16 protein-coding genes are annotated in these 17446 nt (G+C 61.4%); 8 read left to right on the top strand and 8 right to left on the bottom strand.

Annotated features, from left to right (window positions below):
• Positions 1–92 precede the first annotated feature (92 nt).
• The gene (locus LJE93_07995) at positions 93–1064 is read left to right on the top strand and encodes a transposase (protein MCG6948837.1); all 972 of its coding nucleotides are present in this window, start codon (positions 93–95) and stop codon (positions 1062–1064) included.
• A 54-nt stretch (positions 1065–1118) separates the two neighbouring features.
• Here the strand turns inward: LJE93_07995 and LJE93_07990 are convergent, their stop codons facing one another.
• The 3 genes from LJE93_07990 to LJE93_07980 all read right to left on the bottom strand — a co-directional run bounded on the left by LJE93_07990 (position 1119) and on the right by LJE93_07980 (position 5340).
• On the bottom strand, positions 1119–3839 hold the full coding sequence (locus LJE93_07990; GenBank protein ID MCG6948836.1) for a protein kinase: 2721 nt from the start codon (positions 3837–3839) through the stop codon (positions 1119–1121).
• 242 nt (positions 3840–4081) lie between these two features.
• Complete coding sequence (locus LJE93_07985) at positions 4082–5062, bottom strand: CPBP family intramembrane metalloprotease (protein ID MCG6948835.1); 981 nt, start codon at positions 5060–5062, stop codon at positions 4082–4084.
• A gap of 119 nt (positions 5063–5181) precedes the next feature.
• A complete protein-coding gene (locus LJE93_07980) occupies positions 5182–5340 on the bottom strand; it encodes a hypothetical protein (protein ID MCG6948834.1) in 159 nt (52 codons plus the stop codon).
• Positions 5341–5478: 138 nt separating this feature from the next.
• Between LJE93_07980 and LJE93_07975 the strand changes: the two genes are divergently transcribed.
• From LJE93_07975 to LJE93_07955, 5 genes are all read left to right on the top strand, one after another.
• Positions 5479–7008: a sodium:pantothenate symporter gene (locus LJE93_07975; GenBank protein MCG6948833.1), complete on the top strand. Its 1530-nt coding sequence runs from the start codon at positions 5479–5481 to the stop codon at positions 7006–7008.
• 254 nt (positions 7009–7262) lie between these two features.
• Positions 7263–8045 (top strand): dioxygenase, encoded by a 783-nt coding sequence (locus LJE93_07970; protein ID MCG6948832.1) that lies wholly within the window; start codon positions 7263–7265, stop codon positions 8043–8045.
• Positions 8046–8130: 85 nt separating this feature from the next.
• Positions 8131–8376 carry a hypothetical protein gene (locus LJE93_07965; protein ID MCG6948831.1) on the top strand — a complete coding sequence of 82 codons (246 nt, stop codon included), beginning with the start codon at positions 8131–8133 and terminating at the stop codon, positions 8374–8376.
• Between the two features lie 83 nt (positions 8377–8459).
• The gene (locus tag LJE93_07960; protein MCG6948830.1) at positions 8460–8777 is read left to right on the top strand and encodes a hypothetical protein; all 318 of its coding nucleotides are present in this window, start codon (positions 8460–8462) and stop codon (positions 8775–8777) included.
• A 211-nt stretch (positions 8778–8988) separates the two neighbouring features.
• Complete coding sequence (locus LJE93_07955) at positions 8989–9621, top strand: flavin reductase family protein (protein ID MCG6948829.1); 633 nt, start codon at positions 8989–8991, stop codon at positions 9619–9621.
• 49 nt (positions 9622–9670) lie between these two features.
• Here the strand turns inward: LJE93_07955 and LJE93_07950 are convergent, their stop codons facing one another.
• The 3 genes from LJE93_07950 to LJE93_07940 all read right to left on the bottom strand — a co-directional run bounded on the left by LJE93_07950 (position 9671) and on the right by LJE93_07940 (position 12191).
• A complete protein-coding gene (locus LJE93_07950; GenBank protein MCG6948828.1) occupies positions 9671–10375 on the bottom strand; it encodes a dienelactone hydrolase family protein in 705 nt (234 codons plus the stop codon).
• Positions 10372–11340 carry a ring-cleaving dioxygenase gene (locus LJE93_07945; protein ID MCG6948827.1) on the bottom strand — a complete coding sequence of 323 codons (969 nt, stop codon included), beginning with the start codon at positions 11338–11340 and terminating at the stop codon, positions 10372–10374. The genes LJE93_07950 and LJE93_07945 overlap by 4 nt, the downstream gene beginning before the upstream one ends.
• 257 nt (positions 11341–11597) lie before the next feature.
• The gene (locus LJE93_07940) at positions 11598–12191 is read right to left on the bottom strand and encodes an SgcJ/EcaC family oxidoreductase (protein ID MCG6948826.1); all 594 of its coding nucleotides are present in this window, start codon (positions 12189–12191) and stop codon (positions 11598–11600) included.
• Between the two features lie 311 nt (positions 12192–12502).
• Between LJE93_07940 and LJE93_07935 the strand changes: the two genes are divergently transcribed.
• Positions 12503–13777: an arylsulfotransferase family protein gene (locus LJE93_07935; GenBank protein MCG6948825.1), complete on the top strand. Its 1275-nt coding sequence runs from the start codon at positions 12503–12505 to the stop codon at positions 13775–13777.
• A gap of 97 nt (positions 13778–13874) precedes the next feature.
• Here the strand turns inward: LJE93_07935 and LJE93_07930 are convergent, their stop codons facing one another.
• Positions 13875–15581 carry a sulfatase gene (locus tag LJE93_07930; protein MCG6948824.1) on the bottom strand — a complete coding sequence of 569 codons (1707 nt, stop codon included), beginning with the start codon at positions 15579–15581 and terminating at the stop codon, positions 13875–13877.
• A 149-nt stretch (positions 15582–15730) separates the two neighbouring features.
• Here LJE93_07930 and LJE93_07925 point away from each other — a divergent pair, with 149 nt between their 5' ends.
• Positions 15731–16705 (top strand): hypothetical protein, encoded by a 975-nt coding sequence (locus LJE93_07925; GenBank protein MCG6948823.1) that lies wholly within the window; start codon positions 15731–15733, stop codon positions 16703–16705.
• Positions 16706–16895: 190 nt separating this feature from the next.
• Here the strand turns inward: LJE93_07925 and LJE93_07920 are convergent.
• A partial coding sequence (locus LJE93_07920; GenBank protein ID MCG6948822.1) for an alpha/beta fold hydrolase occupies positions 16896–17446 on the bottom strand: 551 nt, incomplete at its 5' end.

The raw sequence follows: 17446 nt of genomic DNA, 5'->3' as shown, positions 1-17446 counted from the left end.
CATGGGTGCCACGTTCACCATTGCACCATTGTTGCCTAGTGATGAACGCCGTGTAGAATAAGGGTGTCCCGTCCACGCATGGGAGCAATCTCATGCCGAGACACCCTCGCCTGTTCATCCCAGGAGCCACCTACCACGTGTATTGCCGCGTCGCACGCGGCGAGTTCGTCTTCGATGACGACCATGAGGCGATCGAGTTCGCCGAGACACTTCGCGAGGTCCGCGACCTGGACGGCTGGTCGGTTCTCGCATGGTGCCTCATGGGCAACCACTATCACTTGGTGGTGAAGACCAGAAACGTCGACCTCTGGAGGTCAATGGCGCGACTGCAGGGTCGTTTCTCGCGCGCCCACAACCGGCGACATCGCTATCTTGGAAGGCTCTGGCAAAGCCGGTATCGAGCGCGGGTCGTCGACACGAATGAGTACTTCCGCCAGGTCATCGCGTACGTCCATCTCAACCCAGTTTCTGCCGGCATCGCAAACGATCCTGGTGACTACCTCCACAGCGGGCACCGAGAAATCATCGGTGCATGCAATCCCCACCTCATCGATCTTCGGTCGGTCCTTATCGGCTTCGGCGAAGGAAAGTCTGGTGAAGGCGTGGAGGGCTACCTTCGTTGGATTCGTTCGGTCGCGGAGGCTCGCTGGGCGGCAGCCGGTGTTTCACAACTCCCATGGTGGGCTCCCGCGCAGCATGTCGATGAGATAGCAGCAAGCGAGCAGCACCCGGCGGCCCAGACCTTCGACGGACAGCAACTCGCTGAAGAGCGTGCGGAGCTCCACCTTTCGGAGTTCGCCGATCGCTTTCAGTTGGTCTCAGGCCACGACCTCGACGAATTGGCGTCACGACATCGGTCCACGAGACATATCACCGGAAGGGTCGAGTTCTGTGTTCTCGCCGTCTCGAGGTATGGGCTCAAATCGTGTGAGATCGCGGCGTTTCTTGACAAGGGCAGAAACTCAGTCACCCGATGGCTCAACCAAGGGCTGCGCCGAGAACACGACGACCCGCGATTCGCTGCCCGACTCGACTCACTCGATACAGCGATCTCTCAACGATGACAATGGTGCAATGGTGAACGTGGCACCCTGGGCACCCTGGGGTTGGACTCCCGCTCACCTGGTACCGGCGGCGGTCAACCGATTCAACTCTTCGAACCAGTTGGTGACCATTCGAATCGAGGTCGCCCGGCTCGACTGAGCGTTGCCGGCAAACATCACGAATCGTGAGCCGTCGGCGGTGACCGTGTAGTCCGGGAAGACGTAACCACCGACCGAGATCCCGTTTGTCCCTCCGAGGAACGGTCCCGTAAAGAGGTTGTAGGGCGTCCCGACCTGAAATGTGTCGCCACTGCCGTCGATCTCCACCGCCATCACGCCGTCATCGGTGCGGTAGAAGAGCTCGCTGCCGTCGGCGGACCACCGCGCGAGTGCGCCACCGCCGTCGGAGACCTGCCACTTGCCGCCGCGCGAAGGAAAGGCCCTCACGTAGATCTCGATCCGGCCGGATTCGTTGGAGTCGTACGCCATCCAGCGGCCATCCGGCGAGAAGGTCGGGTTGAATTCGCCGAAATCGGTGGCCTGGAACGGCTCCAACTCTCCGGTTTCTGCATTGGCTATGTAAACATCCGAGTCTGCTGTCCAGACGGCCAACCACTTGCCATCGGGGGACCAGGAGGTGGGATAGAGCGAGGGCAGCTCCCCCGGCTCGGCGATCAGTTCCACTTCTCCCGAACCGTCGGCGGCCTTGCGATACACGGCGTTGTTGCCGGCGCCTCGATTCGAGCTGAAAGCGATGAAACGACCGTCGGGCGACCAGACCTGGTCGGCATCGTAGGCTTCATCAAATGTCAACCGGGTGGCCACGTTTCGTTCGAGATCGTACACCCAGATATCCATATTGTTGCCGCGCAGGAGCGAAAGCGACAACCTGCGGCCATCGGGTGAGAGGTCCGGGTTCGCGTAGAGACCGGGCTCCGACCACAGGGTCTCGGTGCGTCCGGTGCGATCGACCCAGGTCACCGGAAATGGGTCTCCCTGCTGCGATTCGGTGGCATAGACCAACACGCCGTTATCAGAGACATGGAACTGCGCCGCCCCCTGGACCACCGTCGCGTCCAGATTCTCGAGCACCGGCATCTGGGAACCGAGGGCCTCGAGCTTTTTCGCATCGAAGGGCAGGGCGAACAGGGTCCCCTCGTGCACGTAAAGAATGTGCCCCGTCTCCACGTAGCGACCGTGGTAACCGCCTCTATGAACCACCTTTCGTTCGCCCGTGGCCACCGTCAGAACCTCGAGGTTGGCGCCTTCGAAATTGTCAGCGCCGTCCGAGACCGATGTGAACAGGATCGACTCACCACCGGGCAGCCACTGGGGCCAGCGGTGGCTGATCCCTCCCTCGGCGAGCTCGGTGAGCACCTGCGGCTCGCCGCCCGCGGAGGAGATCCGCATCAAACCGCTGCGAGGTGACGGCGAAAAGACGATGGTTTCGTCCTCACCCCAGGTCGCTCCCCGGCTGAGTTCCACCTTGCACAAGGTGATGGGCGCCCCGCCGGCGATCGAGACCTTTTTGAGCTCGCCGGGAGTCACATAACCGAGCCACTCACCGTCAGGAGAGAAGAAGGGCTGGTATGGCGCCGACCCGGCGCCACCCGTGGCAATGGCCGCGGCCCCGAAACGGTCGAGGTGACGGAGGTAGATATTTCCGCCCTCGTTGCCCGAGCCGGTCACGTACGCCAGCATCTCGGCACCGGGAGAGAGCACCGCGCTCGTCCCGAATCCAGAAAACAACCCCTCCTCGCCAATCTCGATGCTCGAGCTACGGACCGGTTCGCTCGAATCAACCCTCGAGCCGAAGACACCGGAGGCCTGAAGAGCGACGAACAGCACTGCGCCCGCGGCCACCCCCCACGGCACCCACCTCCGCCACCCCGGGGAGTCGGCCGCCGCAGGGGCGACGGTTTGAGCTTCCGGGTTTTCGAACCACTTCTGGAGTGCGATCCGCGCCTCCCCGATCGACTGCAGACGGCGGCTTGGGTCCTTTTCCAAACACCGTTCGAGCAGTCCGCGAAGGCGGGCTGGCACCTCGGACGGGAGTGCTTCGAGATTCGGGTCCTTGTGGACCACCGCGCCAATCACATCGGTAGCCGTTTCGCCGGTGAAAAGACGTTGGCCGGTCAGCATCTCGTACATGATGCACCCGAAAGCCCAGATGTCCGCGCGCCGGTCCACCGGCTTGCCGCGGGCCTGCTCCGGGCTCATGTAACCCGCGGTCCCGAGCAGTACCCCGAGACCCGTCATCGCCTGGGTGAGCGTCGGCGAAAGCGATAGATCCTGGTCGCTACCACTCCCTGAGATGGCGTCCGGTGCCAGCGCCTTCGCCAGACCGAAGTCCAGCACCTTGACCTGGCCATCCGGAGAGATCTTGACGTTCGCCGGTTTCAGGTCGCGGTGCACGATTCCATTTTCGTGCGCGGACTCCACCGCCTCGGCGATCTGCAGGGCGATCCGTGCCGCTTCCTCCACCGGAATCGGTCCTCGTTCGATGAGCTCGGCTATGGTCTCCCCCTCCACCAGCTCCAACACAAGGAAGCGCTTGCCATCGACTTCCTCGAGGCCGTGTACCCCGGCGATATTGGTGTGGGAGAGTGACGCCAGGACTCGGGCCTCGCGCTCGAAACGAGCCAGGCGTTCCGAATCCTGGGCAAAGGCCTCCGGCAGGACCTTAAGTGCCACGTTGCGGCCGAGCTTCGTGTCCTCGGCACACCACACCTCGCCCATCCCACCCTCACCGAGCTTCGACGTCACCCGGAAATGCGCAAAACTGTTGCCGATCATACGGACTCCCCCGGTGCACACCCCATTGAACTTGGGGTTAGGTGCTTTGAGATTCGATTCGAACGAACGACTCTTACAAACCGCAGCGGGCCCGGAGAATTCCTTCCGACTGCATGAGTGCCACACTTCGCCTTCACATCATGGGTGCCACGTTCACCATTGCACCATTGTTGTGATGGGTGCCACGTTCACAATTGTTGAACTGTTCGCCTGACTGAGTAGATGTTCGGTGCCACCTGAGGTCACTTCAACCGGTCGCCACCACTCCATCTGACGACTGCGACTGCAAAGACGATGAGCATTCCGTTGGCGACGATCCACGCAGCCGAATCTTCCTGACCACTTCCTCCCTGGCTCCACAGGGGGAGCACCTCTCCGGTGAGGTTGATCGATGCGTGGCACAGAAACGCGGGCACGAGGCTTCCGGAAGCCCCGTTTTGCATCCAGGTCATCAGCACCGAAACCGCGACCAGGGTGACGGCGAAGTGACCGTAAGGAACGGAAGCCTCACGCTGAGGAAAACCGGAAACGACGAACATGGGCAGGTGCCAGAGGGCCCATGCGCAGCCGACGACAAGGCTGGCGACCAGGACGCCTGAACGCGCCTGCAAACGATCGAGGGCATACCCCCTCCATCCGAACTCTTCGGACGCCTGGAGCACAATGAACACCATAAACAGTGGAGCGATCATCCACGGTGTCGCGTGAATTTCCCTATTCGGAAAGACCCCGCCGAAGGCTGCATTCACGAGGTGTGAAACGAGTGCGCTGGCAGGCACCAGCAGGACGGCCGGTAGAAACCATATCCCGATCTTCCACTGCAGGGCGCGGCGAGCCAGGTCGACGCCGGCCTTTCGCCCCCCGTCCTTCAAGACCAGAATGAAGGCGGCCAGAGATGGCCCGATGCCGCCGAGCCAAATACCTGTGGTCGCGACCGTGTTTACCACTGGCGTCGGTTCGAGAAGGCCTGACGAGAGGAGCCATCTGGGGAGCCACGCGGCCCAGCTCAAAACGAAGGTGAGTGCAAAATACTGCCAAATCGGACGGGTTCCCGGAGCAGAGTTGCAGTGTGCCGGTGGATTCTCGCGCATGCGTGCGTTCCTCTCGAAAAGGTCTGGCGCCTCGACTGCGAACAATGATGTCGTGCCCTCGCCTCGTACAACGAGATTCCGGCCCAGCGGTTCGATCGGATGGGTGCCTGACGTGTGCGTGATGGGTGCCATGTTCACATTTGTCGATTTGTAGTGATTTCTGGGTAAAACCGGGTTGTCCCGTCCGCATGGATGCTGCGTATCACTTCATGACCCTGCAATCCCTAATGTGACGATGTGATTGGTACACCCTAATCGTCCGGCCGGACCTTCTTCACCAACTCGCCCTCTTCGTCGAGAAACTCGATCTTAGGTTCGCCGGAGCTGTCCACCTCGAGGCAGAGCCGGACGCGGCCGAGCGGATCATACAGATTGATGGTCGAGGAGTCGCGCATGCACATGGGTGCCATGGGTGCCACCCTTCGCATTGTTGCGTTGGCATGGGTGTCTCATGATGGATGCGATCATGGGTGCCACATGAGGATCGTGGTACGCGTGGATTCGGTAGAGTGACGCATGCCGTTTGACCGCACTGAGGAATGAATCGGATGGATCTTCACACCTGGGCCTGGCTGTTTCTAGCCGTCTACATCGCTATCATGCTGGGTTTCGGCTATCTCGGCAGTCGGCGCGTTCGGAGCGCGGACGACTTCGCGACGGCACGGCGCAGTTACGGACCGTTCGTGCTCGCGCTTGCTTTTGCCTCGACAGCTGCGAGCGGGGCCACTTTCCTCGGGCTCCCAGGTCTCACCTATAGCTACGGCATGTCGACACTGTGGATCGCATTCTGCTACCCGCTCGGTGTCTACATCGGTGTCCTGATCTGCCAGCGCACGATCGCCAGGGTCGGGTACGAGGCGGGCGCGCGCTCGATGCCGGAGTATCTGGGCGAGCAGTATCAGTCTGAATGGATGCGTCTGTCGGTCGCCATCTTCTCGTTGATGCTGTTGTTCTATCTCGCGAGCCAGCTCGTCTCGGGACTCGTCATTTTCGAGATGATGCTCGGGGTGCCTCAGAGCTGGGCGCTAGGCATCACAACGGCCGTGTTGCTTGGCTACGTGACGCTCGGTGGCGCTCACGCCGATATCTTGACGGACGGTGCCCAGGGCCTGTTGATGCTCGGAATCGCCGTCGCCGTCGCGGTGATGTTCTTCCTCGGCGTCGGCACCGGCGGCTTCGGCAGGCTGATCGACGGCTTGAAGGTGCAGGATGCCGAGCTGCTCGCGACCTTCAATCCGGCAAGCACCGTGACCGCCTCGTGGTGGGCCGCCGTGACAGTGACCGTGGCCCACATCCCCCTCGGGCTTCTGCCCCACATCGGCAACAAGCTCTGGGCGCTCAAAGACGAAGACTCGCGAACCCGATTCGTGGCGATGGCGTGCACCTTTGGGTTGGTCCTGCCGGCGATCACCTTCGGCGGCATGACGGCCCGGGTCGTGCTCGGCGACACACTGTTCGAAACCAGCGGTGGCGCAAACAGCGCGTTACCCGCTCTGTTCATCCAGATCTTCCCCCCCTGGCTCGCGGCACTGCTCGGCGTCGGCATCCTCTCGGCCATCATGTCGACGGCCGACGGCCTGGTCATCTCGACTTCCCAGGTCTTTGCAAACGATATCTACCGCCGCAGCCTGGCTCCGAGGTTTCAGCCCGGTCTGTCGCGCGAACGGCTGGATCGAAACGTCCTGGCGATCAGCCGCGTGACGGCCGTGCTGACGATTGTCGGCGCGGCCGTCCTGGGCTGGGCCACGATGGAAATGAACATCGTGCTTTTGATGTGGCTCGGCGTCGGCGGCTTCGTTGCCTCGCTGATGGGTCCGTTGGTGTTCGGCTCCATTTGGCCCCGCGTCACCACTGTTGCTGCGATCGCAGGTTTCTGGTCCGGCGCCATCACCTTCATCCTGATTCGCGGCGAGATCGTGTCCGGGTTGTGGCTTGTCGATACCCCCCTCGAAGAGTTCGGGGTCTGGTTTGCGTTCTATGCAACCAACCCGTACTCGGCCGCGACATGGGGCGCCATCGTATCTATTTTGACCACGGTGATCGTGACTTTGCTGGGGAGGCCAGTCGAGAGCACATAGACGACATCCCAACGGAGACGTTGCCATCGTTCGCGATCATGCGTGAAAAAATGGGTGCCACGTTCGGCATTGTTTACAGGTACCAGGCCCGCGGAACTTGGGCGCGCACCACATGCACATGGGCGCCACGTTCACAATTACAGAATTGAGTTTTAGATCGGTGCCAGATGGGATACGTAGTCCCCTGACACATCTTGAGGTCACCTCGTGTCACAATGCTTTCCGTGAATCACGACACTCAGGCTGACAGGAACGTGAATTCGGGAGCACGACGCATGCCGGCGATCTTCGCCGCGCACGGCGCGCCGGTGTTGCTCGAGGACCAAGATTGGATGGCTGAGCTCGCCTCGTGGGCGAACGAAATGCCCAGTCCGACGAGCATCCTCATGGTCTCGGCCCACTGGGAGCAGCGCCCAACGGCGCTCGGTGCAACGCGAACCGTTCCACTCGTCTACGATTTCTTCGGGTTTCCGGAGCATTACTATCGAACACAGTACCCGGCACCCGGAGCGCCCCATCTTGCCGAACGAGTTCGCGAACTTCTGCGGCAGAAGGACATTCCAAGTACCGACGAGCCGGGACGCGGATTGGACCACGGCGCGTACGTACCGCTAGTCGCGATGTATCCGAACGCCGACGTGCCTGTGCTCCAGATCTCGATGCCTCGCCTGAAACCGCAGGAGCTGTTCGAGCTCGGTCGTGCCTTTGCGCCGCTTCGCGACGAGGGCGTGTTGGTCTTTGGCAGCGGATTCCTCACCCACAACATGAGATACGCATTCCGTCCCGGAACGCCGGGTTGGGCGCGAGATTTCGACGCCTGGGCTGAGAGCGTGCTCTCTCGATTCGATGTGGACGCATTGCTCGACTTCCAGCGTTCCGCTCCCGCGGTCAACATGGCGTTGCCAACGTGGGAGCACTACGCGCCGGTGCTGGTCACCGTGGGCACGGTTGCCGACTCTCTCGCGAAGCCGATGTTTCCGATAACCGGCTGGTGGATGGACGGAGCGTTCACAAAGCGATCGGTCCAATTCGACTGACGCTCCACAGGTACCTCGTTCACCGTGGGTGCCACCCTTCGCATGGGTGCCACATGGGTGCCACGTTCCGTATTGTTGCATCGTCATGGTTGCCGTGCATGGGCGCCACGTTCGATTTCCCGATCTCTACCGCGGTCGCGTCACGTTTACGACCCTCGCCCTCGCGCGATACGGATTTCGATCACGTGACATCGCCACCCTGATCGACAAGCACGGGTGCTCAATCACCCGATGGCTCAAACTGGGATTGGAGAACGAGCGGCAAGACGAGGATCTCAGGAAGCACCCTGACGCCCTCGACCACGCAATCGCCACCTATGGACGTTCGTAATGTTGCAATGCGGATCGTGGCACCCTTCTGGTAACCTTGCCCCGGCGAAACCGAACATGATTGATACGAAGCCGGGTGATCGCATGAGCAGAATCACGAGATTTCTCATCCCTATGAGCTGGACGCTCTGGGGCATCCTGTTGCTCGTTCTCCTGTGGGCCTTCGTCGACTCGATCGCCAACCCGGTGTACACCCCCGAGGTGTCCCCTCAGGTCGGTCCCATGATGATGGGTGCCCTTCTCATCGTCTTCGTCGGCTTCGGGCTCTTGCTGCGCTGGGCGGCCCGCCGCCGCTCCAGCGGCTGCCTGATCGCGCTGACCCTGATGCTTGCCTACGTGTTCTTCATGCTGATCGCGACTCTGGTGTTCGAGGCATGGAACGACTGGCAAACCCTGCCATAACGGTGCCAGCTTCATACATTCGGTGTTTCTTCGTGCATGGGTGCCACGTCTGGGTGCCATGTATCACTTCATGACTCTAGGGCTCGCATAGGTGCCAAGTCCGGGGATCTTGGGACGTCGTGCACCATGGGTGCCTCTCGTCGCATGAACTCAGTTTTGTACAGGTACCTATTGGAGATGGAACGGATGATCAATGTAGAATCGAGGCATTATGGCCGAACTCAAACGTGACACGATTGACACTGCAACCTCGTCGTGGGTCGACGGTTACCGGCGGCTCACCGAGGTCGTGATTCCACGATCAATTGCGCTGGTGGCGACAGTCGACTCCAACGGAGTCCCCAACCTCGCGCCGTTTTCGTTCTTCACCATCGTGTCCTCGAACCCGCCGTTTCTTGCCTTCGCACCCCATCGCGCGGGTCGCACCGGAACCAAGAAGGACACGCTGAGAAATGTCGAGCAGGTCGGGGAGTTCACGGTGTCGGTGGTGACCGAAGAAATTGCCGAGCGGGTCAACAGCTGCGCAGCTTCATTGCCCTACGGCGAGAGCGAGTTCGAGCATTCGGGGCTGACTCCGGTGGCGGCCGAGCGGGTGAAGGCGCCGCTGGTGGCCGAGTCGCCGGTGGGACTGGAGTGCACGCTCGAGGAGATCCGCAGCTACGGGGAGGCGGGCGGGGCCGGTTCCCTGGTCGTCGGCCGAGTGGTGTTGATGCACATCGACCCCGCGCTGCGAGACCCCTCTGACGGGCGCGTTCTCCCAGAGCGATTACGGGCCGTCGGCCGCATGGGCGGCTCTCTGTGGTGCCGTACCCTCGACACCTTCAAGCTCGAGCGCCCCAGCTGACGAGCTCGCAGCATCCATACACTTCAGTCGAGTCGCTCGCCGCCAGCTGTCATCCGGAGTGGATCCCTACCTGCGTCGATTCGTGCTGCTGCTGGTTCGCCAAACGACGCATCGTGTTTTCCACCCAGTCCAGCTCGTCGCGGATGACCGTGTGGGGCATTCCGGGGTAGATCCGTTTCTCGACACGAGCACCCATCCGACGCAGCACCTCTTCCGTCTCGTCAACCCGCGACACTGGAACGTGGGGATCGCGATCGGAGCAGCCGAGAAAGACCGGCGTGCCGTGGAAGGCGCCGGCGTAGTCGCGGGGTGCGTCACCGTCGCCAACCAGGCCACCGGCGAGGGCTACCACGCCACCCCACCGCCGCGCATGTCGGGCGGCGAACTCGGCCGTCAAGCAGGCGCCCTGGGAAAATCCGAGCAACACGGTGTTTTCCGGCCCGATACCGTGCTCCCCCAGCTCCATCACTGTTTCCTCGATTTTCGCAAGCCCCGAAGAGAGACCGGGCTCATTCGCCTCGATCGGTGCGAGGAAGCTGTTCGGGTACCAGCTCCTGGGATGTGCGCTCGACTCCGAGGCTCCCGGCGCCACGAAGGCGAAGCCGAGGTCTCCCGGCAGCTCGTCGGCGAGTGCCAGAATCGACTCCGGCGTCGCCCCTCGACCGTGGACGAGGATCATGGCCCTTTCGGCTTCTCGAACATCGATGCCGGAGTACGCGACCCTTCCTGCGGCGTGGATGGGCTCGAGCTTCACGCCGCCTCCCCAGCCTTTCTGTCTCCTGGCTGTTCAAGTGCGGGAAGGGACTTCTCGATGCGATCACGAGCACTTTCGAACCAGGGCGGCAAGCGCAGTCCACTGCCCAGCTCTTCGACCGATTCGTCCGTCGCGAAGCCGGGATTGTCAGTCGCCAACTCGAAGAGTACGCCGCCGGGCTCTCTGAAGTAAATCGAATGAAAGTACATGCGGTCCTTCACCTCGGTGGTTGGATGACCGGCTTCGAAGAGGCGATGTTGCCACCCGGCCTGGGCATCATCGTCGGCCAGCCGAAAGGCGATGTGGTGGACCGAGCCACACGCCACGCGACCCGAAGTCGCGCCCGGGTCGTTCAGCAGGTCGACAAAGGTCCCGGAACCTCCGTCACCCGATTCGAAGCGTACGCGCCGCCCGTCGGCCACCACCCGACGGAAACCCATGGCGTCGACCAGCAATCGCTCCGTCATATCGCTGTCCGCATGGAGAAGGGTGACGCCGTCGAAGCCGCGAATCGCGTGCTCCGCCGGCACCGACGAGCCGTCCCACGGCTCCCGACCGACACCCAGCTGGGCGCTTGCCAGCAGCTCGAGCCGCAACCCATCTGGATCGGAGAAAGCGAGCCCTGGCACACCGAAGCGCTCGATACCGTCGGCACGTACGAGCGACTCCTCGAAACGCTGACGCCAGAAGTCGAGGGAGTGTTTCGGCACGGCAAAGGCCGTAGCGGAGGTCTGGCCAGAGCCAAGGGTTCCGCGGCGAGCGCCCGGCCATGGGAAAAAGGTCATGACCGTACCGGGGCTCCCGACGCCATCGCCGTAATAGAGGTGGTAGGTCGAAGGATCGTCGAAGTTGACGGTCTTCTTGATGAGGCGCAGCCCCAGCACGCCGACATAGAAGTCGACGTTGATTTGCGGGTCACCGGCTATCGCGGTGACATGGTGAAGTCCAAGAATTGGCGAGTTCATCGAATTCTCCTTGCAAAATTTCGGTCGGCCTCAGAGTGCGATTTATTGGGCGATTGGAAAGGCGTAGAGCGGATTTTCGTCGTCACGCCACACGCCAGCTAACTGGGAAACAATTTTGGGCGCCGCACTATTGCCGCGAACGAACGGGGAACGGGTGCCACGTTCACCATTGCACTCTTCTTCACCGGGGCTGAGCATGCGGACACCACGACACCTATGGCAAACGGGCGCCACCTTTATCCGGCAGCGATTTCCCTTCAACTGGTGGGTGGTTTGGTTGGTGGATTATGGCTGTTCCAAATGTTGCGTGAGAACTTCCACGAGCCGTCGGTCTGCCTTTTCAGGACCTTGAGCCACTTGCCACTTCTCTCGATCTGTTCGCCGCCGTGTTTGGGGGTCAGTGTCACCATGTAGTTGGTCCAGACGACCGCCAAATCGCCATCTACTTGTACCTCAACAATCTGATCGGTGAAATTCCAGGTGAATTGGTCGAAGTCTGACTGAACGGATGATTGAATGGCCTCCTTGCCAATCACCGCAGGGCGGTTTGGAGGAAGATCAACCGCATCGTCCATTACGAGGGCGACCGCAGCGTTTGCGTCGCCATTGTGGAAGGCCACGATCAAATCGGCATTCACTCTTTTGATCGCTCCCACATCCGCTTCGATACTCTTGGATTCGTCGACAACAGGCCCAGCCCGCTGTTCAGAGTGGGGAGCACAAGCGTACAGCGACGTGACTGAAAGACAGATCACTCCCAACCGGATATTCGGGTATCTCATGAGACTCTCTCCCTTTTCGCTGATAGGTGTCACCTTCATCATTGTTGCACGCGGTGAGTGCCACATCATGGGTGCCACGTTCGATCTCCCGATCTCTACCGCGGTCGCGTCACGTTTACGACCCTCGCCCTGGCGCGATACGGATTTCGATCACGTGACATCACCCGATGACCCAACCTGAAATTGGAGAACGAGCGGCAAGACGAGGATTTCAGGAAGCGGCTTGACGCCCTCCACCACGCAATCACCGCCTACGGACGTTCGTTATGCTGCAATGCGGAACGTGGCACCCCTCTGGCACCCTTCCTTGCCCTTCCACTCATCCCATCCGGCACCGCTGCTTGACCGTGCTGAACGAAGGTAGCTACACTCCGCCGGCTGTGAACGGATTCTCTGCCGCCTCGACCTCGGGGAAGATCCTGGCGCGCTTTGCCTGGGCGGTCGTCACGGTTTTGTTGGCCTGCGGCTGCGGTCCGCAATCCCATGAGGTTGACCGGCCAGCTCAAGACACGGAATCGGTGCTGACCGAGGACGAAGCCCTACGGCTCGATGCCCTCGGTTATCTCGAGTTCGCGCCGCCACCACCTGATGATGCCTCGACGGGTGTCGTCGTTCATCTCCCTCAGCTCTCGTCGATAGACTACGTGCTGCTCACTTACCCGGTGCTAGCGCGGGCAGAGCTCGTCGACTCGAACGGCGACCTCGTTTGGGATTGGAAAAGAGACTTTGGAAACTGGGAACGCGCCGTCCTGACCGCGAATGGCGACCTGCTCGTGGTCGCCACCGAGGCGACCGGCGACAACCGCAAGCGACACCGAGTCCTCCTTCGCCTGGGCTTCAATGGGGAACTCCTATGGAAGCGTCAACTCCCGGTTCACCACCACGCCGTCGAGATCTCTGACGGCCGGATCGCAGTGCTCACCTCCCGGGCGCGCCGCCTGTCCGATCCCGAGGGTGTTCGCGTCGTCCTGGACAACGGCATCCTCCTTCTCTCCCCGGATGGCGAACCACAAGAAGAGCAATCTCTTACGGACATGCTTACTGCAAACCCGGACCTATTCACATTCCGACCGGTGGTCGACGAGGACGGGAAGCCGGCGCGCGACTTCATCCATGCCAACTTCCTGCACTGGATGCCCGGCGGCAAGCTCGCTGCGGAGTCTCCCCTCTTCGACGCGACCAACGTGATGGTGACCTCGCGCAAGCAAGACACGGTCGCGATTGTCGACTGGGTACGGGGAAGAGTCCTCTGGGCATGGGGTCAGGGTGAGATCGTCGGACCCCACGACGCGTGTTTGCTGACCAACGGGAATCTCTTGATCTTCGACAACCGAAGTCGCAGCCTTGAAAGCGATCAGAATGAACAATGGTCCCGGGTCATCGAGCTCGACCCACTCACCCGGAGCATCGTCTGGGAGTACCGTGGGAACCCCCAGGAGTCGTTCTGCTCTCACTCTCGGGGCACCGTCCAAAGGCTGAGCGGAGGCACCACGCTCATCGGGTCCTCCAATCAAGGTCGCGTCTTCGAGGTCACGTCCGAGGGCCAGGTAGTGTGGGAATACCGCACGCCACACCGAAACGACAAGGGCGAGGCCGCCGTCCTCCGCGCCGGCCACTACGAGCAGGCCTTCATCAAAGATCTGCTGCCGCGCTGAACACCCAGGGGTGCCACCTTCAGAGCGCACCATTTTTGTCGTAGGGCACCCCTTTGACGTGGGACCCCTTTTCCCCTCTGATCTCCGGATCTCCGGGCTAGTCGCGACCCGGCGGCAGCGCTCCCTTCCAGCCAGCCTCGAGAATCGCGGCCGCCTCCTCCAGGGCTGCGGCGTAGGCCGGGTCGCCGGCCATGTTGACATTCTCGTGGGGATCGATCTGGTGGTCGTACAGCTCGCGTGCGGCGAAGCTCCGGTCGTCCCAGCGCTCCCACTCGACGTAGCGGTAGCGATCAGTGCGCACCGCGTAGCCCATGTACTCCACCCCGTCCGGTGCCACCCATATGCCCTCCCTGAGGAACTGGCTGAACGCGGCGGTCTTCCACAGACGGTCCGGCTCCTCGAGCAAAGGCAGGTAGCTCGTGCCCTCGAGCCCCTCGGGCAGCGGCAGCTCGGCCGCCTCGCACAGTGTAGGGTAAATGTCTACGAACTCTACGAGGGCGTTGCTCTGCCGGCCGTTGCCCGCCATTCCCGGCACGCTCATGATCATCGGCACCCGAGCGTCGATCTCCAGGTTGGTCATCTTGCACCAGCTGGCGTGCTCGCCGAGCTTCCAGCCGTGATCGCCCCACAGCACCACGATGGTGTCGTCGGCCAGCCCGAGATCTTCGAGGGCGTCGAGCAGTCGGCCGATCTGGGCATCCACGTAGCTCACCGAGGCGTAGTAGCCGTGCTTGAGGTGGCGTTGCCGCTCCGGGGCCAGCACCCCCTCGTAGGGCGTCGGCTCGTCGCGGAAGTCGTCGTAGCCCAGGAGTTCGCGCATCGTGTTGATTGACATGATCGGCGCGCCCTTCGGCATGAAACCGTTATCGGCGAGCGACATCTGTTCGGGGTCGTACATGTCCCAGTACTTGCGGGGCGCGTTGAATGGGAGGTGGGGCCGGTAGTAGCCCACGCCGAAGAAGAACGGCTGATCCTTTTCCTTCAGCTCGGCGATCTTGTCCACCGCCAGGTCGGTCTGGGCGCCGTCGAAGTAGGCGCTGTCGTCCGCGTCGGCCATCTCGGTGGCCACGGTCTTGATATACCAGTGGCCCAAGCGATCGATGTGCCTGTCCTGCTCGCCCGCCTCGATGTACCGCTCCTTCTTGGCCTCCTGGGCGGCAACGTTCTCCTCGTTCAGGTAGACCGCGTCCGGATCGAACGGAAAGCCGTCCACGTGCAGCTTGGGCTCGCTCCATGACGCGTCGTCGGGCAGCGTATTGTGGTAGATCTTACCGACCGCAGTGGTGAAGTAGCCGTGCCGCTTGAAGTGCTGCGGCAGGGTGACCACGTCCGGAATGGTGTCGCGGAAGTCGGTGCGCAGGTCCCACACGCGGGTGGAATCGGGCCGGAGACCGGTCATCAGCGAGGCCCTCGACGGATTGCACACGGCCTGCTGGCAGTAGGCCCGGGTGAAGGTAACGCCTCGCGCCGCGATCCGGTCGATGTTCGGGGTCTTGATGTGAGGGCTGCCGAGGCATCCGAGCTCGGCCCGGAGGTCGTCGACCGCGATGAACAGCACGTTGGGCTTCTTCTTCGCCGGCGCCGGGCCGCCGGCCACCGCCGCCGTGGACGGCGCCTCGGCGCGCTGGCCGTCGCACCCGAGCAGCGCTCCGGCGAGCAGGCCGGCCACCGAAAGCTGCACGAGCCCCCTGCAGACCTGGATCTTCATTTTCAGTCCTTGGGGGCGAACGTACCACAGGTGCGGCCTGTCCCGGTCGCATGGGCGCGATGGGCGCCGAGTTCCGCATTGCCCACCGGGGTGCACGAGGAAGATCAGCCGTGTCGATCACCCCCATTTCTCGTGGTACGAAAATGGGGAGCACGTCATGTACGTGGCACCCTACGGCACCTTTCACGTGCCACACCCTACTAGCTTGACGAGATCTCGAATCGCACTGTAGCCTCCCCAGAAAGGTGAAGAATCGGAATTCGATGCTTGCGGCGGCAGTCTTATGGCTCTGCCTGACGCTATTCGGGGCGGCGGTAGGAATCTCGACGACAGCACCCGAGCAGGAAGCGGAGTCTCTGACGAATTCCGAAGCCCCGAGACTTGAGGGTTATCTGTACCTCGACACTGAAGGACGGCCGCTGCCTTTCCAGACCGACGAGGAAATAGAATCCTTTCTCACCGCGGCCGAAATCATCGATGAAACGCAGATCCCCACCGGCATCACCAATCCCTTGAAACTGACCCTCAAATCTGACGGCATCGAAGCTCACGCAGCGTTCAATCACATCGATATCACGCGGCGCGACGTCACCGAGAGGATCAACGGGCGTTCTCATTTCTCATTCAATTGGCGCGACAGCTACCGGTACAGCATTGCGGCGTACCGCCTGGACCGGCTGCTCGGCCTCTACCGTGTGCCGCTGGTCGTTTCTCGCCAAATCAAGACTGCGCAGGGAGCCATCAGCATCTGGCTCGAGGAGACTGTCACCGAGAATCAACGCGAGCGCGAGTTCAAGGCAGATCCGCCAGATCTGAGACGGTGGAACGGGCAACGCCTGCTGTTGCAAATCTTCGACGATCTCGTGGCGAACCGTGACAGCAATTTCAGTAACCTTTTGATCGACGCCAACTGGCGTTTGTGGTTTATCGACTGCACACGCTGTTTCGGCAACACCACGGTTCTGTACTATCCGCTCGCGAATATACGTCAATGCGAGCGAGGCATGTGGGAGGGGTTGCGGAACTCGAGCGAGAACGAGATCAGGGAAGCACTGACGCCGTACCTCAGCAAGGCCGAGATGAAAGCCCTGATGGGGCGTCGCGCGAAGATCTTACGGCATTTCGAAAAACTGATTGCTGATCAGGGCGAGGCGGCCGTACTTTACGACATCGAGCCGCCGTCTGAAACTGCTCCCTGGGCCGAAGCCGAAACACCCTGAGGCCCTCCTGCAACCCACGGGTGCCACCTCCACACACCCGCCCTCGTTGAATTGCATGGGTACCACGTTTCACGTTGTTCCTTTGCAGGATGATGGGATGATTATCATTATGGGTGCCACGTTCACCATTGCACCATTGTTGTCTGATGGGTACCGCCCGTCAGGGCCTCGCAACAATAAATCGGAAGTACTATCTGATCTGATCGATCAATTCGGTGATCGTCTCAATGACGAGATCAGGATTCTCCTGCACGATGTCATGGTGATTCCCTTCGGCGATCACCATACGGTGGTTCTCTGAACCGGCGACCAGCTTCCGGTGGCAGTCGCGCCACAGCTCCGGCTCGAGGGGGAAGATCCCGGCCGTCAGCAGGATTGCCGGGATCCCGGCGGGAAGCAACTTTCCACGGATGAGGCGGATCGATTCGGAGAAATGATCGACCATCCGGTTACCAGCCCTCTGGGAATCATCGACCGGGTTCTCGAAATAGGGCGTGACCGCGTTGAGGTTCTCCAGCCCGAATTCATCGACAAAAAAGACGTTCATAGGGTCTATCAGGACCATCCCGCTCACCAACTCAGGGTACTGATGAGCGAAAACTTGGATCAGAAACCCGCCATACGACAGACCGGCGACGACGAGCTTGTCCTCATACCCCATGAGCTCGAGACACTTCTTCAAGGCCGCAGCCTCATCACCGGCATTGAATTTTTCAGGCCCAAGTTCACTCTTCCCCCACC

Source organism: Acidobacteriota bacterium, from assembly GCA_022340665.1.
Lineage (GTDB): Bacteria > Acidobacteriota > Thermoanaerobaculia > Thermoanaerobaculales > Sulfomarinibacteraceae > Sulfomarinibacter.
Note: the sequence above shows the minus strand (reverse complement) of the source record. Positions and strands in the feature narration are given on the sequence as shown.

Coding starts and splice junctions, on each gene's coding strand:
- LJE93_07995 (MCG6948837.1), top strand. CDS start 93: ATGCCGAGACACCCTCGCCTGTTCATCCCAGGAGCCACCTACCACGTG.
- LJE93_07990 (MCG6948836.1), bottom strand. CDS start 3,839: ATGATCGGCAACAGTTTTGCGCATTTCCGGGTGACGTCGAAGCTCGGT.
- LJE93_07985 (MCG6948835.1), bottom strand. CDS start 5,062: ATGGCACCCATCACGCACACGTCAGGCACCCATCCGATCGAACCGCTG.
- LJE93_07980 (MCG6948834.1), bottom strand. CDS start 5,340: ATGGCACCCATGTGCATGCGCGACTCCTCGACCATCAATCTGTATGAT.
- LJE93_07975 (MCG6948833.1), top strand. CDS start 5,479: ATGGATCTTCACACCTGGGCCTGGCTGTTTCTAGCCGTCTACATCGCT.
- LJE93_07965 (MCG6948831.1), top strand. CDS start 8,131: ATGGTTGCCGTGCATGGGCGCCACGTTCGATTTCCCGATCTCTACCGC.
- LJE93_07960 (MCG6948830.1), top strand. CDS start 8,460: ATGAGCAGAATCACGAGATTTCTCATCCCTATGAGCTGGACGCTCTGG.
- LJE93_07955 (MCG6948829.1), top strand. CDS start 8,989: ATGGCCGAACTCAAACGTGACACGATTGACACTGCAACCTCGTCGTGG.
- LJE93_07945 (MCG6948827.1), bottom strand. CDS start 11,340: ATGAACTCGCCAATTCTTGGACTTCACCATGTCACCGCGATAGCCGGT.
- LJE93_07940 (MCG6948826.1), bottom strand. CDS start 12,191: ATGATGTGGCACTCACCGCGTGCAACAATGATGAAGGTGACACCTATC.